The organism is Corynebacterium sp. 239_CJEI (assembly GCF_001055995.1).
Lineage (GTDB): Bacteria > Actinomycetota > Actinomycetes > Mycobacteriales > Mycobacteriaceae > Corynebacterium > Corynebacterium jeikeium_D.
This window is the reverse complement of record NZ_JVOW01000007.1, coordinates 1-21,564: the sequence shown is the minus strand read 5'-3', so window position 1 is coordinate 21,564 and position 21,564 is coordinate 1. Positions and strand designations below refer to the sequence as shown.

18 protein-coding genes and 1 tRNA gene are annotated in these 21,564 nt (G+C 61.4%); 3 read left to right on the top strand and 16 right to left on the bottom strand.

The window, feature by feature from the left end; translation table 11 throughout:
- Window positions 1-75 precede the first annotated feature (75 nt).
- Window positions 76-2,355, bottom strand: a complete 2,280-nt coding sequence (secA2, locus tag ADB08_RS02335) for an accessory Sec system translocase SecA2 (RefSeq protein ID WP_049170468.1) — start codon at window positions 2,353-2,355, stop codon at window positions 76-78.
- 190 nt (window positions 2,356-2,545) lie between these two features.
- Between secA2 and rraA the strand changes: the two genes are divergently transcribed.
- A complete protein-coding gene (gene rraA / locus ADB08_RS02330) occupies window positions 2,546-3,019 on the top strand; it encodes a ribonuclease E activity regulator RraA (protein ID WP_016422839.1) in 474 nt (157 codons plus the stop codon).
- Window positions 3,020-3,117: 98 nt separating this feature from the next.
- Here the strand turns inward: rraA and ADB08_RS02325 are convergent.
- The 14 genes from ADB08_RS02325 to ADB08_RS02260 all read right to left on the bottom strand — a co-directional run bounded on the left by ADB08_RS02325 (window position 3,118) and on the right by ADB08_RS02260 (window position 17,979).
- Window positions 3,118-3,191 (bottom strand) — tRNA-Pro (locus tag ADB08_RS02325).
- Window positions 3,192-3,277: 86 nt separating this feature from the next.
- Window positions 3,278-4,273, bottom strand: a complete 996-nt coding sequence (locus ADB08_RS02320) for a PASTA domain-containing protein (RefSeq protein WP_049170465.1) — start codon at window positions 4,271-4,273, stop codon at window positions 3,278-3,280.
- Window positions 4,274-4,396: 123 nt separating this feature from the next.
- On the bottom strand, window positions 4,397-6,697 hold the full coding sequence (der, locus tag ADB08_RS02315) for a bifunctional cytidylate kinase/GTPase Der (protein ID WP_049170462.1): 2,301 nt from the start codon (window positions 6,695-6,697) through the stop codon (window positions 4,397-4,399).
- A 51-nt stretch (window positions 6,698-6,748) separates the two neighbouring features.
- The gene (locus tag ADB08_RS02310; protein WP_042389329.1) at window positions 6,749-7,600 is read right to left on the bottom strand and encodes a pseudouridine synthase; all 852 of its coding nucleotides are present in this window, start codon (window positions 7,598-7,600) and stop codon (window positions 6,749-6,751) included.
- Between the two features lie 341 nt (window positions 7,601-7,941).
- Window positions 7,942-8,631, bottom strand: a complete 690-nt coding sequence (gene bioD / locus ADB08_RS02305) for a dethiobiotin synthase (RefSeq protein ID WP_049170459.1) — start codon at window positions 8,629-8,631, stop codon at window positions 7,942-7,944.
- A 26-nt stretch (window positions 8,632-8,657) separates the two neighbouring features.
- Window positions 8,658-10,016: an adenosylmethionine--8-amino-7-oxononanoate transaminase gene (locus ADB08_RS02300; RefSeq protein WP_222865656.1), complete on the bottom strand. Its 1,359-nt coding sequence runs from the start codon at window positions 10,014-10,016 to the stop codon at window positions 8,658-8,660.
- Between the two features lie 194 nt (window positions 10,017-10,210).
- A complete protein-coding gene (locus ADB08_RS02295) occupies window positions 10,211-11,344 on the bottom strand; it encodes a hypothetical protein (protein ID WP_049170456.1) in 1,134 nt (377 codons plus the stop codon).
- A gap of 443 nt (window positions 11,345-11,787) precedes the next feature.
- Window positions 11,788-12,402, bottom strand: coding sequence for an SMC-Scp complex subunit ScpB (gene scpB / locus ADB08_RS02290; protein WP_049170455.1), 615 nt, complete (start codon window positions 12,400-12,402; stop codon window positions 11,788-11,790).
- A 104-nt stretch (window positions 12,403-12,506) separates the two neighbouring features.
- Entirely contained in the window at window positions 12,507-13,349 is an 843-nt protein-coding gene (locus tag ADB08_RS02285; RefSeq protein ID WP_187271199.1) for a segregation and condensation protein A, read from the bottom strand.
- A 3-nt stretch (window positions 13,350-13,352) separates the two neighbouring features.
- Window positions 13,353-14,228, bottom strand: a complete 876-nt coding sequence (locus tag ADB08_RS02280; RefSeq protein ID WP_049170450.1) for a ParA family protein — start codon at window positions 14,226-14,228, stop codon at window positions 13,353-13,355.
- A gap of 64 nt (window positions 14,229-14,292) precedes the next feature.
- Window positions 14,293-15,231, bottom strand: coding sequence for a site-specific tyrosine recombinase XerD (locus ADB08_RS02275; RefSeq protein WP_049170448.1), 939 nt, complete (start codon window positions 15,229-15,231; stop codon window positions 14,293-14,295).
- Window positions 15,228-15,881, bottom strand: coding sequence for an NUDIX domain-containing protein (locus ADB08_RS02270; protein ID WP_049170445.1), 654 nt, complete (start codon window positions 15,879-15,881; stop codon window positions 15,228-15,230). Before ADB08_RS02270 ends, ADB08_RS02275 begins: the two co-directional genes overlap by 4 nt.
- Before the next feature lie 47 nt (window positions 15,882-15,928).
- On the bottom strand, window positions 15,929-17,560 hold the full coding sequence (locus tag ADB08_RS02265; RefSeq protein WP_049170442.1) for a CTP synthase: 1,632 nt from the start codon (window positions 17,558-17,560) through the stop codon (window positions 15,929-15,931).
- A 134-nt stretch (window positions 17,561-17,694) separates the two neighbouring features.
- A complete protein-coding gene (locus tag ADB08_RS02260) occupies window positions 17,695-17,979 on the bottom strand; it encodes a DUF4177 domain-containing protein (RefSeq protein WP_224783820.1) in 285 nt (94 codons plus the stop codon).
- A gap of 18 nt (window positions 17,980-17,997) precedes the next feature.
- Here ADB08_RS02260 and ADB08_RS02255 point away from each other — a divergent pair, with 18 nt between their 5' ends.
- Window positions 17,998-18,516, top strand: a complete 519-nt coding sequence (locus ADB08_RS02255) for a type 1 glutamine amidotransferase domain-containing protein (protein WP_049170438.1) — start codon at window positions 17,998-18,000, stop codon at window positions 18,514-18,516.
- Between the two features lie 40 nt (window positions 18,517-18,556).
- On the top strand, window positions 18,557-19,351 hold the full coding sequence (locus tag ADB08_RS02250; protein ID WP_049170437.1) for an LURP-one-related/scramblase family protein: 795 nt from the start codon (window positions 18,557-18,559) through the stop codon (window positions 19,349-19,351).
- A 55-nt stretch (window positions 19,352-19,406) separates the two neighbouring features.
- On the opposite strand, the gene ADB08_RS02245 is transcribed toward ADB08_RS02250, so the two are convergent.
- On the bottom strand, window positions 19,407-20,522 hold the full coding sequence (locus tag ADB08_RS02245; RefSeq protein ID WP_049170434.1) for a lipase family alpha/beta hydrolase: 1,116 nt from the start codon (window positions 20,520-20,522) through the stop codon (window positions 19,407-19,409).
- Between the last annotated feature and the right edge of the window lie 1,042 nt (window positions 20,523-21,564).

Below are 21,564 nucleotides of genomic sequence, written 5' to 3'. Positions count from 1 at the left end.
GCTTTCTCTGTGGGTGTACCTAGGCCGGTCACCTGAGAAATATTTTCAAATTGTTACCAAACTTGTGGTTACGGCTTACCTAAACATCGCGGCAATCGAGCCGACGACCGAGCCACCACCATTGCTCAATGGGTTGTCGTTGACCATGTAAGTCCACGTCGAGCTCGGGCGAGCAAGACCCGTGTCCTCCAGATGTGCGCCTTCGCCGTCGATTTCGACCTCTTGGAAGGTCTGCACCGACTCGGTAACGGCATTGTTCACCAGGTTCTTAAAGGCGCCGATGGCGGCGCGGTGGAACTCATCAATGGGGCTTTCCTTAGCCAGCGCGCGCAGGTGAATCGACTCCCGCAGGTCATCCAAATCCGCCAGGTGGTCCGACCATCCGCGATCCAGGTGGCTCAGCATGATTTCCCGGGCAGCGTCCTCGGCGACATCGCGCCCGATTGCGGATTCGACTTCCTTCGCCCGCGCCGATGCCAACTTGGACAGTTCTTCCCAGGCAGCATTCGTAGTCAGCAGCTTCTCCCGGCGCTCATCCAGAATCTCGCGCTGGTCACCGATGAGCTTGTTGTACTTCCATGTCGTCGCATGAATCGACAGCATGGTCGCCTCTGTCACTCGCTGTGCGCGGTCGATGAACTGATAGGCCCTCTTATCCCGGACGCGGCCATCGTCCTCGGGAAGCACGCTCAGCGTCTCGCCAGCAGCGCCCTCGGAAATCACCGGATCATCCAGGGAGACAAAGAACACCGACGAGCCCGGATCGCCCTGGCGCCCGGCGCGGCCACGCAGCTGATTGTCCAGTCGGTCAGTGCGGTGCTTCCCCAGGCCAATGACGCATAGTCCACCGCGCTCAACGACCGCATCGCGGTTGGATTCATCTGCCCCGCCGAGACGGATGTCGGTTCCTCGTCCGGCCATCTGGGTGGATACTGTGACGCGGCCAATATCGCCAGCATTGGCGATGACTTGGGCCTCCAGCTCGTCATTTTTCGCGTTCAGCACCGAGGATTCGATGCCGCGCAGGACCAGCGCATCGGCTAGTCGTTCCGATTCCGCCACGTCACGGGTGCCTACGAGTATTGGTCGACCAGTGCCGTTGAGTTCCACGACCTCGTCGACAAGCGCGGCGAACGCGTCGTCGGTGGTGGCGTAGATGCGGTCGGGCTCGTCGTCACGAATGCATGGGACGTTGGGTTCGATGACGGAGACGTGGAGTCCGTAGAACTCGCGGAACTGGTCGCCCGCGGAGGTGGCGGTGCCGGTCATGCCGCAGGTGATGTCGTAGCGGCCGACGAGCTGCTGGATGGTCATGGAGTCGAGGATTCGGCCGCCCTCCGAGACCTGCAGCCCCTCCTTGGCCTCTACCGCTGCTTGCAGACCGTCCGGCCAGCGCTGCAGTTCCGCCACGCGTCCCTTCGAGGCGTCGATGAGCTGTACCTTGCCGTCGCGCACGATGTAGTCGACATCGCGCTGCAGCAGCTCGTGGGCGTGCAGTGCAACGTTGACCTGAACCAGAGTGGTACCGACATGTTCGGCGTCGTACAGCGAGCCGATGCCAAGCAGGCGTTCGACGCGTGCGGCGCCGGTATCGGTGAGGAAGACGTTGCGGCGGCCTTCGTCGACGGTGTAGTCGTCGCCGAGCTGCAGGCGACGCACCACGTCGGTAATCTGTCCGGTCGGTGCGGTGCCCGGCTCATTGCCGGCAAGCACAAGCGGGACCAGCGCTTCATCGACCAACACGGAGTCGGCCTCGTCGATGATCGCGACATCAGCGGGCGACTGCACGCGGTCCTCGACGGTCGGCGCGCAGCGGTCGCGCAGGACGTCGAAGCCGAGTTCGTTGACGGCGGCGTAGACGATGTCTGCCGCATATGCTTTACGACGCTCCCCCGGTCCCTCCTGCGGCGAAATAGCCGCCACCGAGAGGCCTAGGAACCCGAACAGAGGTTGCATCCACTGCGCGTCGCGGCCTGCGAGGTAGTCGTTGACGGTCACAGAGTGCACGCGGTGGCCACGCAGCGCGAAACCGGCTGCAGCCAGGGCGCCGGAGAGAGTCTTGCCCTCACCGGTGGCCATCTGGACAACGTCTCCCTCCATGAGCGCCAGTGCGCCTTGCAGCTGCACATCGAAGGGGCGCATGGACAGGGTGCGCTGGGAGACTTCGCGGAGCGCGGCTAAAAGCTCCGGTGCGTCGGTGGCGTGTTGGCGGGTGAAGTCGGCGAGGCCGGCGTCGGAAAGCGCCTGTACCTGCGACTCGAGCTCAGCGGCGCGTGCCACCAGCCCTACGCTGCGTTTTTGGTTGCGCCCTTGCTTGCCGCTAAGAGCCTTCCAAAACCAATTAAACCCAGCCATCTTCTACCCTTCCTGCGCACGTGTGGTTGTCGGCGCGTTCTGACTCACCAGAGTAATCAATCTGGACCGCCCTTCGGAGCACCAATCGCTGCCAGCGAATTTGCACCATATGTCTTTAGTCACATCTTGAGTTTGAAACAATGGGTTTAACACTTGATGCGAGCAATTTTCGGAAGGACTTGAATCCCCTATGGCAATCGAATTCATCCCCACCGCTGACCTGGTTGACGAGATCGGCCCGGACGTGCGTTCCTGCGATACTCAGATGCGTAACCTCGGCGGTCGCGTGGAGTTCTGCGGCAAGATCTCCACGGTCAAGTGCTTCCAGGACAACGCGCTGCTGAAGAAGGTCCTGTCCGAGCCGTCTGAGGGCGGCGTGCTTGTCATCGACGGTGACGCTTCTGTTCACACGGCGCTGGTCGGTGACGTTATTGCGGGGCTCGGCAAGGACAATGGCTGGGCTGGTGTGGTCGTCAACGGCGCGATTCGCGACTCCAAGCTGATTGGCGAGATGGACTTCGGCTGCAAGGCGCTTGGCACCAACCCGCGCAAGTCCACCAAGACCGGCGAGGGCGAGCGCGACGTCGTTGTCTCCTTCGGCGGCATCGACTTCGTTCCGGGCGAGACGCTCTACGCTGACTCCGACGGTATTGTCGTGCGCTAGTAGCATCGCGCGCTAGACGGCAAACAAAAGCCGTAAGCAATAGCCGTAAACAAAGCCGCCGCCTCCCGGAATCTTCCAGAAGACGGCGGCTATTTTTGTCGGGCTGACCGGATTTGAACCGACGACCCCCTCACCCCCAGTGAGGTGCGCTACCAAACTGCGCTACAGCCCGTGTGCACGAAAGTGCAACGAGCTATAGGTTACATCATTGGAGTTTGAAGGCGAAAATCGCCCCTGGCACCTTCCCTGCCTGCGGCGTTACTGCAGGTAGATGGTCACAGGCGTGGATGTCTCCGCCATCTGTCCCTCCGGCGGATCAATCGAGGCGACCTTGCCCATAATCGCGGCCAACGAGTTGGTCGGATTGCCCTCGGCGTCGACGACAGTCACATTCTGGTAGCCGTTGGTACGCAATTCCACCTCGACCGATGCCGGGCTCTTGCCCACCACGCCCTGCGGGATGGTGCCCCAACCGCTGCTGCGCTCACCGGGGCCAGGGATAGCTGGCGGCGACTCGCGAAGTTGGTCGAGCTCCTGCTCAAGGCGCTCACGGGTGTCGTTAATCGTGCCCGACGGGTCCAAACGATCGGTTGGGCTTGTCGTGGTTTCTTCCGGCGAGGTTGTCGTCGGCGTCGGGCTTGACGACGTCTCCTGCGTCGGCTCCGCCGTATTGTCGTTTTTGTCCTCGGTTCCGGAAGTAAAGGACAAGACCAGGGCTACCAGCGCGACTACGGCCACCATGGCGGCGATGGCCACAATGGCGACAGGCTTGCCCCAGCCCTTCTTAGAGTCATCATTGCCACTGTTGCCACGGTTATTGCCGTTGTTCATGTCGCCGTAACCGCCTGCGCCGCCTGCGGAGTACTGCTGGGTTGCACCTGCCTGCTGGCCCGCCTGACCATAGCCGCGTTCTTCTTCAGAAAGCGGGGCCCAGTACTGGCCGCTACCCTGTGCGCCACTGCCTTGTGCACCGGCGGCACCAGCACCTGCACCGGCTCCGGCACCTCGCGAGTTCTCAAAACGTGTTTCATCGCCACGCTGCAGGAATTGTGTCTCAGAGGAGTCGCCACCGAAGTATTCGGTCGGCTGCTCGCCCGCGAAGTCGGCATCTGGGTTGTATCCGCGGTATCCCTCGTCCCGCGGAATGTAGCGAGTCGCGGAGTCATCGCCGTATGCGCTTGAGGAATCGCGTCCGTAGCTGTTGTCTCGGCCATCGTGCTGAGAGCCGTCACGGTTGTTGCCGCGCCTGACCATTGTCAGTTCTCCTTATCGCTAATTTACTGAAACTCTAAAATGCCAACGAAAAGCCCAAAATGCAATCGCCTAAATCACATTTTGGGCTTTTCTCAGCTCGCCACGCGCAACTGGCGGAGCTTCCTAGCGGCGCTTCTTCTTCTCGCGGACACGCACCGCGATGCGCACCGGCGAGCCCTCAAAACCGAATTCTTCACGCAGCTTGCGCTCCAAGAAGCGACGGTAGCCGTGCTCCAGGAACCCGGTGGTGAACAGCACAATTACCGGCGGGCGCGAGGATGCCTGGGTGGCAAACAGCACGCGCGGCTGGCGGCCACCACGCAGCGGTGGCGGGTTCTGCTGCATGATCGCACGCAACCAAGTGTTCAGGCGACCAGTGGAGATACGCTTATCCCACGACTCCACGGCCTCCAACATTGCCGGTTCCAGCTTCTGCACAGCGCGACCAGTCTTGGCGGAGATGTTCACCCGACGAGCCCACGGCACGTGTGCGAGCTGCTCTTCAATTTCGCGCTCGAGCAGATCGCGACGGTCCTCATCCATGAGGTCCCACTTGTTGTAGGCGACCACAAGTGCGCGACCGGAGTCGAGAATCATGCGCAGCACGCGCTGGTCCTGCTCGGTGATCTGCTCGGAAGCATCGACCAGGAAGATGACGACTTCGGCGTTGTCAATCGTCGAGCGAGTACGCAGCGAGGCGTAGAACTCGTGGCCCTTGGCGGTCTTGGTCTTCTTGCGGATACCAGCGGTATCCACAAAACGCCAGAGCGCCTCGTCCATCTGCACCAGGGAGTCCACCGGGTCAACCGTGGTACCGGCCACGTCGCTGACCACTGCGCGATCTTCACCGGAGAGCTTGTTCAACAGCGAGGACTTGCCCACGTTCGGCTTGCCCACCAATGCCACGCGACGCGGCCCGGTCGGTAGCGACTTCGCACGCGGCACCTCCGGGAAGGAAGCCACGACTTCGTCCATCACGTCGGCATTGCCACGACCGTGGAGGGCCGAGGTTGGGTGCGGCTCGCCGAGCCCGAGGGCCCAGAACTCCGCGACGTCGCCAAGCTGCGAATCCGACTCAAACTTGTTGGCAGCGAGAATAACTGGCTGCTCCGCGCGTTGCAGGCGACGGGCCATGACCTCTTCCGTGGCGGTGATGCCGACGGTGGTGTCAACGACCATAACAATCACATCGGCGGTCTCCATGGCGGTCTCCGCCTGACGAGCAATCGCCGCATGCATACCCTTGGCGTCCGGGTCCCAGCCGCCGGTGTCCTGCACCCAGAAGCGACGTCCGCCCCATTCACCCAGGTAGGAGATGCGGTCACGGGTCACGCCCGGGAAGTCTTCGACAACTGCTTCACGACGGCCAATGAATCTGTTAACCATGGTGGACTTACCAACATTCGGTCGTCCCACAATGGCTACGGTCGGAAGAGCTTCTTCCTCCTCGTCGCTGACGCCAAGCGCTGCGAAGGCGTTTTCCAATTCTTCCCAGTCGGCATCGTCATCGATCTGGCCGGTTTCGGCGCGCTCGATGGCTTCGGAGATGATCGTCTCGTGGTCGGCAATCGTGCGGTCGATGAACTCGTCTGCGCTGGTGTGGCTGCCTGCGGTGCCCGGCGCGTTTTCGCTCTCCACGTTTGCGACCAGGTGTCCGGCGGTGTCGTCCTCGGAGTCGTCGTAAGAGCCCTCGAACTCCTCGTTGTCGACATCGTCCCAGTCCATAGTGGACCCCGGGTAGCCGGCCTCAACGACATCGAGGACGTTTTCCACGACCTCTTCAATGTCCATCTCAGAGGTGTCCAGAATGAACGCGTCCTCGGCTGGCTTCAGCGGAGAGGTCGCACGGTTGCTGTCGAGTTCGTCGCGGCGGATGACGTCGGCAAGCACGGTGTCGAAGTCAGCCTCACGACCAGCAGCGATGTCCTGGTCGTAGCGGCGGCGAGCGCGGACCTCTGCGGAGGCGGTCATGAAGATCTTCGCCGGAACGTCCGGGAGCACGACCGTGCCGATATCGCGGCCTTCCACCACACAGCGCACAGCCGATGCGGCCAGCGAACGCTGGAGTGCGACCAGGTTGGTGCGCACGGCCGGAATCGCGGAGACCGCCGACACGTTGCGGGTGACCTCCGGGCCGCGAATCTCGCCGGAGACATCCTCGCCGTCGAGGAGGACGGCGGTGGAGTTCGGGTCATCGGAGACTTCCAGTGGCAGGGCGGCCGTCGCCTTGGCCACGGCTTCCTCGTCGGTCGGGTCGATGCCCTGGCGCAGCACCCACAGGGTGGCAACGCGGTACATAGCGCCGGTGTCCAGGTACTTTGCACCCAGCTCGGTTGCGACCATCCGAGAGACAGTCGACTTGCCAGTGCCGGAAGGGCCGTCAATGGCAACCAACAGCATGTCGTCAGTGTTCTGCTCGCTCATGTGGGCTCCTTCAGCTCCTTGGTTCTCTTCGTTCTTTTTCACTAGTGCCATTTACAGCCCCACCGCGTTGTAGAGGGAGGTCAGCTCAGCGCGGTTGAGTGCGCGGAGAGCGCCCGGGGTCTGCTCGCCCAGCTGGACAGTGTGAATCTTAGTGCGCACCAGGCGCTCGACCGGGAAGCCCGCAGTCTTGAGCATCCGGCGGACGATGTGCTTGCGACCCTCGTGCAGCTCGATGCGGACGATGGAGCGGCCCTGCCAGACATCGATGATCTGCGCCATGTCCGCCTTAGCGATGCCGTCATCAAGCTCAATGCCCTTTTCCAGCTCACGCATGACCTTGGCATCGACCTCGCCGACAACGGTGGCCATGTAGGTCTTGGTGACCTCGTAGCTCGGGTGCATCAGGCGGTTGGCCAGCTCACCATCGTTGGTGAGCAGCAGCAGGCCCTCGGTGGGCGCATCCAGGCGACCCACGTGGAAGAGTCGCTGACCAGCGCTGATCTTCTCACCGATGATGTCGCCCACACACGGGCGGCCCATGTCATCGTGCATGGTCGACTGCACACCACGCGGCTTGTTCAGGACGAAGTACTGCATGTCCTCATTGACGATGACGCGGGAACCATCAACGCGAATCACAGACGTGTTCGGGTCCACCCGCACGCCCTGCCGCGTCACAATCTTGCCGTCGACCTCGACGCGGCCTTCGTCGATAAGCTTTTCCGCCATACGACGCGACGCCACGCCTGCCTGTGCCAATACCTTCTGCAGGCGCACGCCCTCGCCTGCTTCGCTGTGCACGCGCTTGCCCGAGCCGCGGCGGTCGGAGTCCACGTGCTGGTGGCGCGCCGGGCGGGCGTTGGATACGTAGATGTCCTTCGCGTGGACGTTGGAGGTCTCCACCTTCGCGCCGCTGTCGCGACGGCTGCGGTTGCGCTGGGCGTTAGTGGAGCCGCGGTTGGATTGATTCTTACGGTTCTTGTGTGCCGGTGTGCCTTCTCGGCGAGCGGGTTTAGCCACTTGACCTACATCCTTTTCAAGCGTTGGAGAATGTTCTGTTTGTTAGAACGTCAGCGCCAGGCGACGCTGTTCTCTCCCCCGTGGGCCCAAAATGGCCGGTGGAAGCAGGTTAATAAAGAGAATTACAGAGAAAGCCTCGCGCCTTGTCGTCTAGCCACCTTAGCACGTTTTTCGCAAAACGCCAGCTTAACGACGTCGCGCGCGGCCTCCACCTACAGCGCCTTTTACAGCGCTGCGGCCCACTCTCGCACGCCCGGCAGCCACTGCGTAGCTTTCGCCACAAACTCCTGCCGCTCCAACCTGCCCGCTCCGGCCTGCACCGACCCCAGCAGCGGCACCCCGGTGATGCGCGGCAATTCTTCCAGGTTGGTCTCGATGATCGGGTCGATCTCCGCCGGCAATGAACCTCCGACCAGCGCCGTGACATTGACTCCACGGCCCCGCGCCACCTCGACGGTGAGCTCCGCCTCGTTCAGGCAACCCAGGTCCAACCGCGTCACGACCACCATCTGACTACCCGGCAACAACCCCGCCAGCTCCGGCAGCGCCCAATCCTCGCCGAGTCGCACCAGCAGTCCGCCCGCGCCCTCCACGAGGACAACGCGGTTCGGACCGTCGATAAGCTTAATCTTCTCCGCGATCTCCGTGGCGTTCGGCAGGCGCATGCCCGCGCGCTGAGCCGCCGCCACCGGCGCCATCGGCTCGGGGTAACGCTCGAACCCATGTAGGTTATCGATCCCCGTCAGCTCCGCGACAGTGTCCAAATCGCCGCCATTTGGGCCCGGGAAACCGGTCTGAATCGGCTTGACGACGTGCACCTGCCTGCCCTCTTCGCGTAGTGCCGCCGCCAGGGCTGCCGTGCCGATGGTCTTTCCAATATCGGTACCGGTGCCGGTGACAAGGACGATGCTCATGGTGGTTGGTGCTCCTTTTGGTTGCGCTACTTGCGTTCTTCCTCGGCGGCGACGATGGCGGCGATGGCCTCGCAGATACGGTCGACCTCGTCATTGGTGCTGATGTACGGCGGCATGGTGTACACCAATTTGCCGAATGGCCGCAGCCACACCCCGGCATCGACGGCCGCTGCGGTGGCCAGGCCCATGTCCACTGGACGCTGCATCTCCACGACACCGATTGCGCCAAGGACACGCACGTCGGCCACAGCATCGCTGCTGGCTAGGGGCTGGAGCTGGTTGCGAAGTCGGGACTCGATGCGCGGGACATCCTCACGCCACTGCCCCTCTGCAATCAGGTCGAGCTGCGCGCAGGCCACCGCACAGGCCAAGGGGTTTCCCATGAAGGTGGGGCCGTGCATGATACCTCCGCCTGCACCACTGGAAATGGTGCGAGCCACGTCGGCGGTGGTGAGGGTGGCTGCGAAGCTCATAAAGCCGCCGGTCAGCGCCTTGCCGACACACATAATATCCGGCACAATCCCGGCCGCCTGCGTCGTGAACAGGTCACCGGCCCGGCCGAAGCCGGTGGCGATCTCATCCGCGATGAGCAGAATCCCGTGCTTGTCACACAGCTTCCGGAGCCCCACAAGCAGCTCGTGGTCATGGAACCGCATGCCACCAGCGCCTTGGACTACCGGTTCAATGATGATGCCGGCGACGGAGTCGTCGATAAGCGAATCGAAGTGCGCGAGATAGCGTGCGCGTTCCTCCTCGGTTGCGCCGCGGGCGGGTGGTTTGTCGGCGAAGACCTGCGGAGTCCACTGCCCCGTCCACAGCGAATGCATGCCGCCCTCGGGGTCGCAGACGGTCATGGGCGCGCGAGTGTCGCCGTGATAGCCGCCGCGCCAAGTGGCCAGGCGGGTGCGCTCGGGATGGCCTTTGGCCTGCTGGTACTGCAGCGCCATTTTAATCGCCACTTCGACGGAGACCGAACCCGAGTCGGAGTAGAAAATGGCATCGAAGCCGGGGCCTGCGAGCTTTAGGAGCTTCTCCGCCAGCTCAATGGCCGGACGGTGCGTGAGTCCGCCGAACATGACATGCGACATCGTGGTGGCCTGCTTCTTCGCGGCTGCGACCAGCTTCGGGTGCGAGTGGCCGTGGCAAGCGGCCCACCAGCTGCTCATGCCGTCGATGAGGGTGCGGCCGTCGGCGAGGTGGAGGTTCACGCCCTCGGCGGACTCGACCAGCTTGGGCGCGACCGGCGACGGGATGGGGCCGTATGGATGCCAGATGTGGTCGGCGTCGAATTGGGCGAGGTCGGCGATGGCTGGCCGGGTGTGTGGTTGGGCGGGTGGTTGGGCGGGCGGCGGGGTGTGCGGCTGGGCGGTTTCCGAGGCTGTCATGATACTCAAGCATAATACCTGTACAGCGCCAGACTTGAACGCCGTTCGGGGTTGGTGGTGGAGCTTCTCGCAAGGATTACAGACAGTCTCAGCGACTTTACGACACCCATGTCACCTCGTGGCAGCTGTGGAGGTGGCATGAGGTGACACCTGTGTCGTGAAGTGAGGTTGGGGTGGCCCGATGAGCCAGCCAGCTAGTACAGCCGCCCCGCCTGGCTCCACACTCGTCGGCGACGCATGGCCAACTCGGCCGCCTTACCTGTGATCGTGATGGGCTGCCGCGCGAAGGCGTAGTTACCGCGATAGCAACTACCACCATTTGCTAGGTGACGCCGGATTTCCGCGGCTGCTTGCCGCAAGGTGGCTACGGCGGAGCCGTCGAAAAGCTGTGACCAGACGATCCGGATGACATTCAACCCGAGGTTCTTCAGGCGCTTTTCGCGCTCCAGCTCCTTTGCGATTGCCACCTGCGTGTCCGCGACTCCACCGTCGGTGTATTTCATACGGCCGTCGAACTCGACGACCAGCCCAAGTTCGGGCAGGTAAAAGTCCACGCGTGCGATGAAGCCACGATCATCCCGAAAGGAAACCTGCTGAAGCAACGGAGCCCGAGAATCGTCGACAGCAGCTAGCCCCGCCTGGACGATTGCTTCTTTAGTGAGCGATTCCCCAATGCTTTCCGACGACGCTGTCGCTTGCCCCAACAATCTCCTGGCCTGTGCATTTCCCGGAGCACGCGGATATGCAGCCAACGTGGCCAACAGCTCCTCGGTGTCGGTGTGGCGCTGGAGGGCGGCGTCGGCAAGCACTAGTGCATTGTGCGGAGTGCGGGAACGGCAGACGTCGATGACGGACTTTGGGACATCGGTGACGAGGCGGCCATCGATTTCTACGATGTCCTCGGGGAGAATCCGGCCGGAGACGCGGATGAGGCGTTTGTGCGGCTGGTACGGGCCATTCGGTGTGCTTCGCGATTGCCCGCGCGTGCGGCCGGAGTTGGCGATTGCGATGGGAGTGTTGTGCGTGAGTAGAGGTAAACCGTGGAGAGCAGCGGCGGCATCGCGGGTGACTACGGTGGTGGTGCCGCGATGGACGAGCGCTTTGATTTCCAGGATGTAACGTTCGGTGCTGTTTAGGGTGAGCCACCTGTCGACAGGCACGTACGCGCCGTATGCGAGCCACAGGAGGCTGCCGCTTTTGGCCCGCCGGAGGAGATCTCGGTCGGAGTGCTGGCCGATTCGGGAAATTGCGAATGTGCTGGGGCGGGCGCATTCGCGCTGCTGGCCGGTACGGATGATGTCGTCGGCGTCGTAGTTCCACTGCGGCATCGGATTGCGCTCCTGAGGTCCAGGCAACTGCTGGTGGGTGGGGGGCGGGGTGTGAGTGTTTGTGGGTTTGTGTGTTTGTGAGTGTTTGCGAGTGTTGGTGAGTGCTACGTTCTCATTTTTGGGCTCACACGGAGGCTCAGAAGGCGTCAATTTGGCGTCGACTGTGGATAGTTTGCAGTTTTCGGGAGTTATCCACAGGGCGTGTGGTGGGTGTGGTGTGCGGTGTGGGTGTGGTGGGTGCAAAGGCTCGCAGTGAGCTGTAGCGAGCAGCATACCCAGCCCGGAATGCGACTTCACGACACCCACGTCACCTCGTGGCAGCTGTGGAGGTGGCATGAGGTGACACGCGTGTCGTGAAGTGGGTTAGCCGATGGAGCGAGCCCCGCAGCCCCGCAGCCCCGCGGCCCAGCTAGGCCCCCTGTCCAACCGCCCCAGAACCCCACCTAGTCCAACGGCTCGTCGATCAAGTCGACTTCAGGCAGCAGCGGAGCCAAATCAGGCAGCTGGTCCAGCGAATCAATCCCCAAAAGCTCCAGGAACAGCGTCGTCGTAACGTACAAATGCGCGCCGGTTGCCGGGTCCTCTCCGGATTCCGCAATCAGACCGCGCGCGACCAGCGTGCGCATCACGCCATCGACATTCACACCGCGCACACCGGAGACCTGCGCACGCGTGGCGGGCTGTCGGTAAGCCACCACTGCCAGCGTCTCCATAGCTGCACGTGAGAGCTTCGACTGCGAGCCATCCAGCAAGAATCGCTCCACCGCGCTAGCGTGCGCGGGAGCTGTGTAAAACCGCCAGCCCTCATCCGTTTCACGCAGCTCAATGCCGCTGCGACGTGCACGGTATTCGTACTCAATCTCGCGAAGCACGTCACGGACATCACTTGCGGAAACATCCAGCGCCCGCGCCATATCCTCCGCCGCCACCGGCGTATCGACTACCAGCAGAATCGACTCCACGCCTGCTCGCAACGGGTCAATGGGCGGCAACTGAGCCGAAGAAGCAGACGCGGGCTCCACGGCCTGCTCGGATGGTCCGGAACTGGTTTCGCTCATGCGCGTCAGATTACGCAACCTCCCGCGCCGGGCGCTAATCAGCTGTTAGCACCAGCCCGACCAAGCCCACGCTCAACAGCCCAGCCCCAACGCAGCCCAGCCACCTACTCCCAGTTCGCCGCCGCCACGACGGCCGGGTCCACGTCCAGCCCGGTCCAGGCCACGTGGATTTCCTCCAGCGCCTCCTCCTGCTCCACACCGATCGCCTTGGCTCGGTAGAGCTCCAGCAGCGCCAGGAACCGCCCGACAACCTCCATGGACACGCGGCACTCCGAGGTCAGCTGCGTAAACGTCAACCAGGTCCCCTCGCCGGCCAGCCGCAGCGAGTCCAGAATTTTGCCCGCCTGCTCCGGCACGGACACGGGCACACCGTGGATGTGCCCGACGCCGACTTCCTCCGGCGGCTTCGGACGCATCACGACGGCCGCAAACTCGGCGAACTCCCCGAGCGACATGCCCAGGCGCACGGGCGGCAGCAGCTCCTCGAACTGCTTGTCCGGCCCCACAGCTCGCGGATAGCGCCGCGGCGCGGTCTTCTGCCACTCCTCGAATTGGTCGGCTACCTTGCCATACGCCTGGTATTGCAGCAGTCGGGCGAACAGCAGGTCGCGTGCTTCTAGCAGTTCGAGGTCTTCTTCGCTGTCGACGTCGCCACGCGGCAGAAGTCGTGCGGTCTTGAGGTCGAGCAGCGTCGCTGCCACGACGAGGAATTCGGTGATTTCGTCGAGATCGCTGACTGCGTCGAGGCTGCGCGTGTACGAGATGAACTCGTCCGTCACCGCCGCCAGCGCGACCTCGGTGACGTCCATCTTTTTGCTGCTGATGAGCTGCAGCAGCAGGTCGAAAGGCCCGTTGAAGTTCGCGAGCGCGACGCGGAAGCCGGTGATCTCTTCCTGCACGCCCTCGCTTGACGACGGTTCGGGAGTGTAACTATCCGGGGAAGTCACCTATTATTTGCGGCCTTTGCGCTCGATGACCTCGCGGGCCAGGTTGCGGTACTGTGCCGCAGCTGGGGTGTTCGGTGCCCAGGTGGTGATGGGCTCGCCGGCGACGGAGGTTTCCGGGAAGCGGACGGTACGGGTGATGACCGTGTCGAAGACCTTGTCACCGAAGACCTCGATGAGGCGTTCCATGACTTCCTTGGCGTGGCGCGTGCGGCGGTCGAACATGGTGACCAGGATGCCGGAGACTTCCAGGTTGAAGTTCAGGCGGTCGCGGACCTTGGCCACCGTGTCGGTGAGCAGTGCCAGACCGCGCAGGGAGAAGTACTCCGCCACCATTGGGATGATGACGCCCTCGGAGATGGTCAGCGCATTGACGGTCAGCAGGCCTAGCGACGGCTGGCAGTCAATGATGATGAAGTCGTAGTCATTCATCACTGGGCGCAGCGCGCGTCCGAGGGCCTGCTCGCGGCCGACTTCGTTGACAAGCTGGATTTCCGCCGCCGACAGGTCGATGTTGGCCGGAACGAGGTCCAGGCCGGAGACCTTGGTGTGATGAATGGCATCGCGGACATCGGTGGTGTCGTCGACGATGAGGTTGTAGACCGTCAGGTCGAGTTCCTCATGAGGAACACCAAGACCGGCGGATAGTGCGCCTTGCGGGTCCAAGTCAACGAGCAGGACTTTACGGCCGAACTCTGCCAGCGCTGCGCCCAGGTTAATGGTCGAGGTGGTCTTACCCACGCCACCCTTCTGGTTACACATTGCCAGGATGACTGCGGGGCCGTGACTGTTCAGGGGTGCGGGTTCCGGCAGCTCGCGCACCGGACGACCGGTGAGACCGAGTTCAACTCGATCGGCCTCAAACAACCCTTCTTCAGCCACAGTCAATCCCTCTTCCTTGAAGATTTCTCATCAATTCTACTGCGCGATATATTACCGCCACATATTACCGCGAGTATTCAGCCCGTGGGTGAGCCCCCGCCCAGACTCGGCGCATATTCTCCGCGGTAATCATGGTGTAGATCTGGGTCGTCGTCACCGAGGCGTGCCCCAGCAGCTCCTGGACAACACGCACATCGGCACCGCCCTCGATGAGATGTGTGCCGAAACTGTGGCGCAGGGTGTGCGGGGAAATTTTCACCTTCAACCCGGCGCGCTCACCCAGCTCCGCCAGCGTATTTCCCGCCGACTGCCGAGACAGCCTACGCCCCAGCGAGTTGATAAACAGCGCCGGCCCGGAGTTCGCCCGCACCCAGCTCGACCGACCGCGGGTCAGCCACGCATCCAGCGCCGCCATGGCCGGCGAGCCCACGGGCACGATGCGCTCCTTGCCACCCTTGCCACGCAGTAACACGAGGTTGGTTTCGCGGTCCACGTCATCGATATCCAGACCGGTAACCTCTGAAACACGGGCGCCGGTCGAGTACAGAAACTCCACCAGTGCACGGTTGCGCAAATCCGTCACGTCAGCGGTGTCGTCGTCGGGGACGGACTCGATTAGCCGGGTGACCTCGTCAATGCTGAGTGCCTTCGGATACCGCGAGGGCTGCTTCGGCGGCGCCACCCGCTTGGCGACATCCACCTCCAACGCCCCCTCACCCACCGCGAACTTGTGGAAGCTCCGCACGGCCGACAGCGACCGCGTCACCGAGGTCGGGGCCAGCGCTGGCCTTCCCGCCGACTTATCTCCCCGCGCCAGATACGCCAGGAACTCTGACACATCCTGCTCGGTGACCTGTGTCAATCGCGTACGCCCAATCTCCCGCAGATAGGTGCGGTACTTCTCCAAGTCGCGCTTATAACTGGCGAGCGTATTCGCTGACAGGCCCTTTTCCACCGCGAGGTAGGTGACGAAGGCGTCGACAAGCGGATCGATCGAACTCATCGGATGCGTTTCAGATCCGCGCCGGCGCCGAGCTGCTCGGTTCGACGCTTGGCCAGGGCCGTCGGCCGAATGTCGAACGGCTCCACGACCGAGCGCGGCGTCGCACCCCGCAGCAGCACCTCCGCCGCCAGCAAAATGCCGGACAGCGCGATGCCGTTGAGGACCTCTCCGCGCAGCGCCATCGCCACTGCCTCATCCACTGCGATCCACGACGCAGTCATGTCCGCTTCCTCATCGTGGGCTTCCGGCTTATCGACGGCACGGAGCCCCCTGGCCAGATAGATCCGGACCGCTTCCTCTGCGAACCCGGGCGAGCTGAACATATCGGTAAGCAGGGACCAGGACTCGGCCTCCAGTCCGGCTTCCTCGACCAGCTCACGCTTGGCGGCCTCCAGTGGGTCCTCGTCCGCGACATCGAGAAGTCCGGCCGGCAACTCCACCAAGCGCTGCCCCGCTGCCTGCCGCCACTGATTCAGCAGGTAGAGGCGGTTATCCTCATCTGTGGCAACGACTGCGACAGCGCCGAAATGCTCCACGATCTCGCGGGCGGACACATTCCCGCCTGGCATTCGCACCTGGTCGCGGCGGACCGCGATGATAGGTGCCTCGAGAACAATCTCGGAATCAACAACGTCAAATTGGTGCGCCATGAGCTTCACTCTAATAGGTAGGCCGGATTCGCCCTCGCGGAGCTAAGCTAAGCGCGCTTGAGGGCTGCGGCGATGAGGCCGTCGAAAAGCGGATGGGCGCTGGTGGGGCGTGACTTCAGCTCCGGGTGCGCCTGCGTGGCCACGAGGTATGGGTGCACGTCCGTGGGGTATTCGACGAATTCGACGAGTTTGGCGTCCGGCGAGGTGCCCGAGATGACCAGGCCTGCCTCTTTGAGCTGGGCGCGGTAGGCGTTGTTGACCTCGTAACGGTGGCGGTGGCGCTCAGTGACATCGGTGGTGCCGTAGAGGCCGGCGACGACGGAGTCTTCGGCAAGCTTCGCCGGGTAGGAACCCAAGCGCATGGATCCGCCCAGGTCAGCCTCACCGGAGACGGCCTGCAGCTGTTCCTCCATAGTGGCGATGACCGGCTCGGCCGCGTTCTCATCGAACTCGGTCGAAGACGCACCTTCGACGCCTGCGGTACGCGCCGCCTCGATGACAACACACTGCATTCCCAGGCAGATTCCCAAAAGTGGCGTACCGGTTTCCTTGGCGTAGCGGATGGTCGCGATCTTGCCTTCGATGCCGCGCCCGCCGAAGCCGCCAGGGATGACAATCGCGTCAACGCCGGCCATATTTTTCTTCAGTCCCTCAGGGGTTTCGCAGTCATCGGAGGCAACCCAGCGGATGTTCGCCTTCACGCGGTGGGCGAAACCTGCGGCACGCACAGCTTCCGCGACGGACAGGTAGGCGTCCGGCAGGTCGATGTACTTGCCGACGAGCGCCACCGTGACCTCGCCCTTCGGGTTGTGGACGCGTTCGAGCAGGTCTCCCCACACGGCCCAATCCATGTCGCGGAACGGCAGGTTCAGGCGGCGGATGATGAAGGTGTCCAGGTGCTCGTCGTAGAGAACCTTCGGGATGTCGTAGATGCTCGGCGCATCCGGGCAGGACACCACGCCCTCGCGGTCGATGTCGCACATCAGCGCAATCTTGTTTTTGAGGGAATCGGGAACGTCGCGGTCGCATCGCAAAACGACGGCATCGGGAACCAGGCCAATCGAGCGAAGTTCGGCCACCGAGTGCTGGGTGGGCTTGGTCTTCAATTCCTTGGAGGGGCCGAGGTACGGAACCAGTGACACGTGCAGGTAGAAGACGTTCTCGCGGCCGACGTCGTGACGCACTTGCCGCGCGGCCTCCAGGAAGGGCTGCGATTCGATATCGCCGACGGTGCCGCCGATTTCGGTGATGACCACGTCGGGCTTTTCGCCGTTTGCGTCGGCATTGCCCATAGCGACGATGCGGGATTTGATCTCGTCGGTGATGTGCGGGATGACCTGCACGGTCTGGCCGAGGAATTCGCCGCGGCGCTCCTTGGCGATGACCGAGGAATAGACCTTGCCGGTGGTGACGTTACCGCCGGCGGAGAGGTTGCGATCGAGGAAGCGCTCGTAGTGACCGAGGTCCAGGTCAGTTTCTGCGCCATCTTCAGTGACGAAGACCTCGCCGTGCTGGAAGGGGTTCATGGTGCCCGGATCCACGTTGAGGTAGGGATCGAGCTTCTGCATAGTCACTTTCAGACCACGCGAGGTAAGCAGGCGGCCGAGCGAAGCCGCGGTTAAGCCTTTGCCGAGGGAGGAGGCTACGCCTCCCGTAACGATGATGTATTTCGTAACCACGGGACTTCAGAATATCGCTTGCGCAGGTGCAAGCGCAAGCGCCTTTTCATAATGGCGGATAATTTCTTCATATTTGGGTAACTTTTTCGGAGTTGCGCCCCATCCGCCAGCAGGAACGCAGCGACAAATGCGAACTACGCGATACTCTCGAAGAGAGTGGTCGCCTGGATGCGGTCCCCGCCCATCAGCCCCTTACTGCCCGAAGAGGCAGTAGTAATCGTGTGCAGCCGAAACCCCTGCGAAGCCTTGTCGTTGATTACCCTCTCAAGCTCTGTCAGATTAGCTGAGCCGGTACCGATGAACTTTTCCTTCAGAACCACCTGAAGAACTTCATAATGAGGCATTTTCCGCCCTCCGTTAAAGTATTTTTCAATATTGCACGCAAAACAATACTCGGGCGGATGCATAAACGCGATCACGTCGTTACCCTCGGGGCTATGCCTGATTTAACGAATAAGACCATTGCAGTTTTGGCCACCGATGGATTTGAGGACTCCGAGCTGACGAGCCCGGCTGAGGCCGTGAAGAATGCCGGTGCGACCGTGCACGTTATCTCCACGGAGGAAGGCTCCATTGAGGGCAAGAACGGCACGAAGGTGGACGTCGATAAGCTGACCAGCAGCGTTTCTGCTGATGATTACGATGCCCTGATTCTGCCGGGCGGCACCGTGAATGCCGACCAGATTCGCATCGATAAGGATGCCGTGGCTTTGGTGAAGGGATTCGCCGCAGCCAACAAGCCAATCGGCGTGATTTGCCACGGCGGTTGGATTCTCACCGATGCGGATGTGCTGAAGGGCCGCACTATTACCTCCTACATCAGCGTCAAGACTGACCTGATTAACGCTGGAGCCAACTGGGTCGATGAGGAAGTTGTCGTTGACGGCAACCTGATTTCCTCCCGCACCCCGGCCGACCTTGAGGCTTTCAACAAGGCACTCGTAGAGAACTTCTAAGCCACTCAGCTTTTAGCACCACCAAAGGACGGCTGTTGCCATGACTTCATATTGGGATAACCCAAAGTCGCTGTGGGATCAGATTCCACAGCACGATCAGGAAGATGCTTCCGGGCAGCAGCCTCCCGCACCGGAGCAACCTTCCGCGGCCACACAGCCTGCCGCGCCTGAGCAACTTTCCGCGCCCGAGCAGCCTCCCGCACCGCAGCAGCTTCCGCCACAGCAAGGGCGCTATCAGGGATTGCTCTCGCACAACAGCATCGTTATCCAGCAGATTCGAAACTTCATGGCGGATGATTTCGACATCCTGGATACCGAGGGCAATTGCATCGGAAAGATCGAAACTACCGGTGGCACGCTGAGCCGCATGTTTATGGGCTCTCGTCGCCTGACAGTTTCCGAGCCAGACGGCACTCCGGTATTCGTTATTACCGATCCGACCGATCTTGCCCTTGACCGTTACGAGGTCTACTACCCCGACCCGCATGCGACTGATACCGAAGGCAAGCAGCAAGGTGGAGCAGAGTCATCGCACCTTCTGGCCACTATTCAGCAGAAGTTTGCGTTCTTTAAGCGGCGGCTGGAGATTTCCATCCCCGGTTTTGCCAATTGCGAGGTCGACGGCGACGTCTGGCATTACGACGCCACTTTTATGATCAACGACGTCAGAGTCGCACAGATGTCACGCAAGTGGTCGGGGTTTGCGAATCTCCTATCCGGCAATGAACGCTATGTGCTGCAGCTCAAGGATGATTTGCCACCACAATTGCGCGCGTCGATCATTGGTGCCGCCATTGCCCTGGATTTGATGGCGAAAAAGGCGCAATCCGACTAGCTGATTTCGCTGTCGGCTCGCGCCTTTTATCAAGAGCTACTGCTCGCGACTATCGCTACCGCGACCCGGCAGCCTGAGCGATGCGTCCGTCGATTTCCGTGATTCCGTCAGAGACGGCATTGACGTGTTCTGGGCGAACATTAGCGTTGTCGTTGATGCCGCCTTCAAAAACGGCGGTTACCGGCACGCACGGAACCTCAACATTACGTCCAAGCGCATTCGCTACCAGCGCGATTGCTCGCGGCGAGAAAGTCAGCCCAATATGGCCCGACAGGTCCGCAGAGCAACCATCCTGTAGGAGGATGTTGTTGGAAGTCGGTGCGTTCCACTGGCTTGCAGCCATTGGCGTGACGGCTTCATCAACCTGAGTCGAGATCGCAACGTAGTTGACGCCCGGCTGCTCCAAGCCGCCTTCATTGATCTTGGCCATGAACTGGCCGTGCTGCATCAGATCCACCAGGCTCGGGCTGACAATGAAACCCGCAGCCTTGTCACCGGCATTGTCGAACTGGTTGAGCTGTTCCAAGCCGTAGGAAGCGCCGAGCAGGGTTGTGCCATGCAGCACGCCCGCCAGGGAAACGACGGTGCCAATCCCCCGGCCCTGCTCCTGCTTGGCGTAGGCGGCAGCCAAGGCGCCACCGGCAGAGTGTCCAACAATATCGACGGCGGTAGCACCAGTTTCCGCCTTGAGAGTGTCAATCTTCGCAGTCAGCTCAGCCAAAGCGGTATCCAACGGGGTCATGTTACGCATGGTTGGAATAGAGCCCAGCACCGAAAACTCGTCAGGGCCTAGCTTGCCAACGTTAAATGCGTACAGGCACTTCCCCATTGCCTTTAGCTCCGGTGCCATGCGGGCATAGGTCTGGTACGAGTTCGAGTTCATTCCGTGGATCATGACCACTGGATTCTCACCAGGAGCGGGAACACACTGCACATTTGTGCCCTCTGGGCTGATGTTCTCCGTCATCCCCTGATTGACCATGACGGTGGGGAAATCATTTGCCTTTGGCCCCCACTCGCCCATTTCGGTCCAGGACAGGACCTGATTATTACCTGTTGCCGCAGCCGGTGCAGCGGCCGCGATAGGAGCCGCCGCCAGAGCGACACCAGCCGCAGCCAACAGTGCTGTGGCTGACCGTGCCAGCTTTGCAAATGCTCGATGAGTGCCCATGATTACTCCTTGCCTAGAACAGTGAATAGTAAAACGCTTCCAATAAGAACTACGGCATGGGCAAGAGCAAAAATCAGGCTACGAATCGTTATCGTACTCTGAAAGGAAATCAATGAAAGCCCCTCAAAAGGGTGAATAGAAAGTGAACTAAATATAACTATAACGCTATTCATTTACAGGCCTGCAAGCTTTTAAAGTGATATCGACCACAGCGCGAAACGAGGCGAGACCCCCCTCGCAGCACCACAGGAGCATCGCTGATACTGACATCGCCATTAAGGATAAGCGCCTGCTCCACGAATATTTCAAACAACCAGTGATGCGGACGCTTGATATCGTCAGCGAGGAAACTGAGTCACCAATAGCAGAACTTAGAGAACACCCTCTCACCTGCCCGTACAGTATGGTATTTCATATGCACAAACGATACGTTTTCGTCCTCTCACTGACTATTCCAGTACTGTGCCTTTCGGCTTGCTCCAACAGAGAACCAGAAAAAGCACCGGAACCGACTACCGTTACAAAAACTGTCACCAGCCCAGAAAGCAGCACAGAATCGACGACGCAATCCACCACCAAGACCCCTAACCCGTCAACACCCCCGACCCGGACGACAGAAAGCTCGAGACCCACCGGTTACACCGGCGCACCCAACGGCGAACCGACAGCTATAAACAAAACGATTTCGCATTGCGCGAAATCCTCGCAGGGACTCTACGAGCAGGGCACCACCTGGTTTACCGACGGCACCTCCGGCTGGACACAGTATTGCGCCAACAATTTCTATGACGGCCCTTCCACGAACACCGCCCCGGAACCTCAGAACAACGAGCCATCCCCTTGGGTTCAAGGCCAAATCGACTGGGCTGACTGCCTAAACTCTGGCCATTCTGAGGAAGAGTGCCGAGCGATGTTGAATTAAGAAGCCGCTGCCGCCTTCAACAAGAAACATTCGCAGCGACAGCTACGCCAATTCAATTCATCGCCCGTTACCTTGTGAGTGTCCCCGATAATGGGGATAGTCGCTGGTCCGGTATGGCTT

Coding starts and splice junctions, on each gene's coding strand:
- ADB08_RS02295 (WP_049170456.1), bottom strand. CDS start 11,344: ATGCCGCAGTGGAACTACGACGCCGACGACATCATCCGTACCGGCCAG.
- ADB08_RS02255 (WP_049170438.1), top strand. CDS start 17,998: ATGCCTGATTTAACGAATAAGACCATTGCAGTTTTGGCCACCGATGGA.
- ADB08_RS02270 (WP_049170445.1), bottom strand. CDS start 15,881: ATGGCGCACCAATTTGACGTTGTTGATTCCGAGATTGTTCTCGAGGCA.
- scpB (WP_049170455.1), bottom strand. CDS start 12,402: ATGAGCGAAACCAGTTCCGGACCATCCGAGCAGGCCGTGGAGCCCGCG.
- secA2 (WP_049170468.1), bottom strand. CDS start 2,355: ATGGCTGGGTTTAATTGGTTTTGGAAGGCTCTTAGCGGCAAGCAAGGG.
- ADB08_RS02245 (WP_049170434.1), bottom strand. CDS start 20,522: ATGGGCACTCATCGAGCATTTGCAAAGCTGGCACGGTCAGCCACAGCA.
- ADB08_RS02275 (WP_049170448.1), bottom strand. CDS start 15,231: ATGAGTTCGATCGATCCGCTTGTCGACGCCTTCGTCACCTACCTCGCG.
- der (WP_049170462.1), bottom strand. CDS start 6,697: ATGAGCGAGCAGAACACTGACGACATGCTGTTGGTTGCCATTGACGGC.
- ADB08_RS02250 (WP_049170437.1), top strand. CDS start 18,557: ATGACTTCATATTGGGATAACCCAAAGTCGCTGTGGGATCAGATTCCA.
- ADB08_RS02320 (WP_049170465.1), bottom strand. CDS start 4,273: ATGGTCAGGCGCGGCAACAACCGTGACGGCTCTCAGCACGATGGCCGA.
- ADB08_RS02300 (WP_222865656.1), bottom strand. CDS start 10,016: ATGACAGCCTCGGAAACCGCCCAGCCGCACACCCCGCCGCCCGCCCAA.
- rraA (WP_016422839.1), top strand. CDS start 2,546: ATGGCAATCGAATTCATCCCCACCGCTGACCTGGTTGACGAGATCGGC.
- bioD (WP_049170459.1), bottom strand. CDS start 8,631: ATGAGCATCGTCCTTGTCACCGGCACCGGTACCGATATTGGAAAGACC.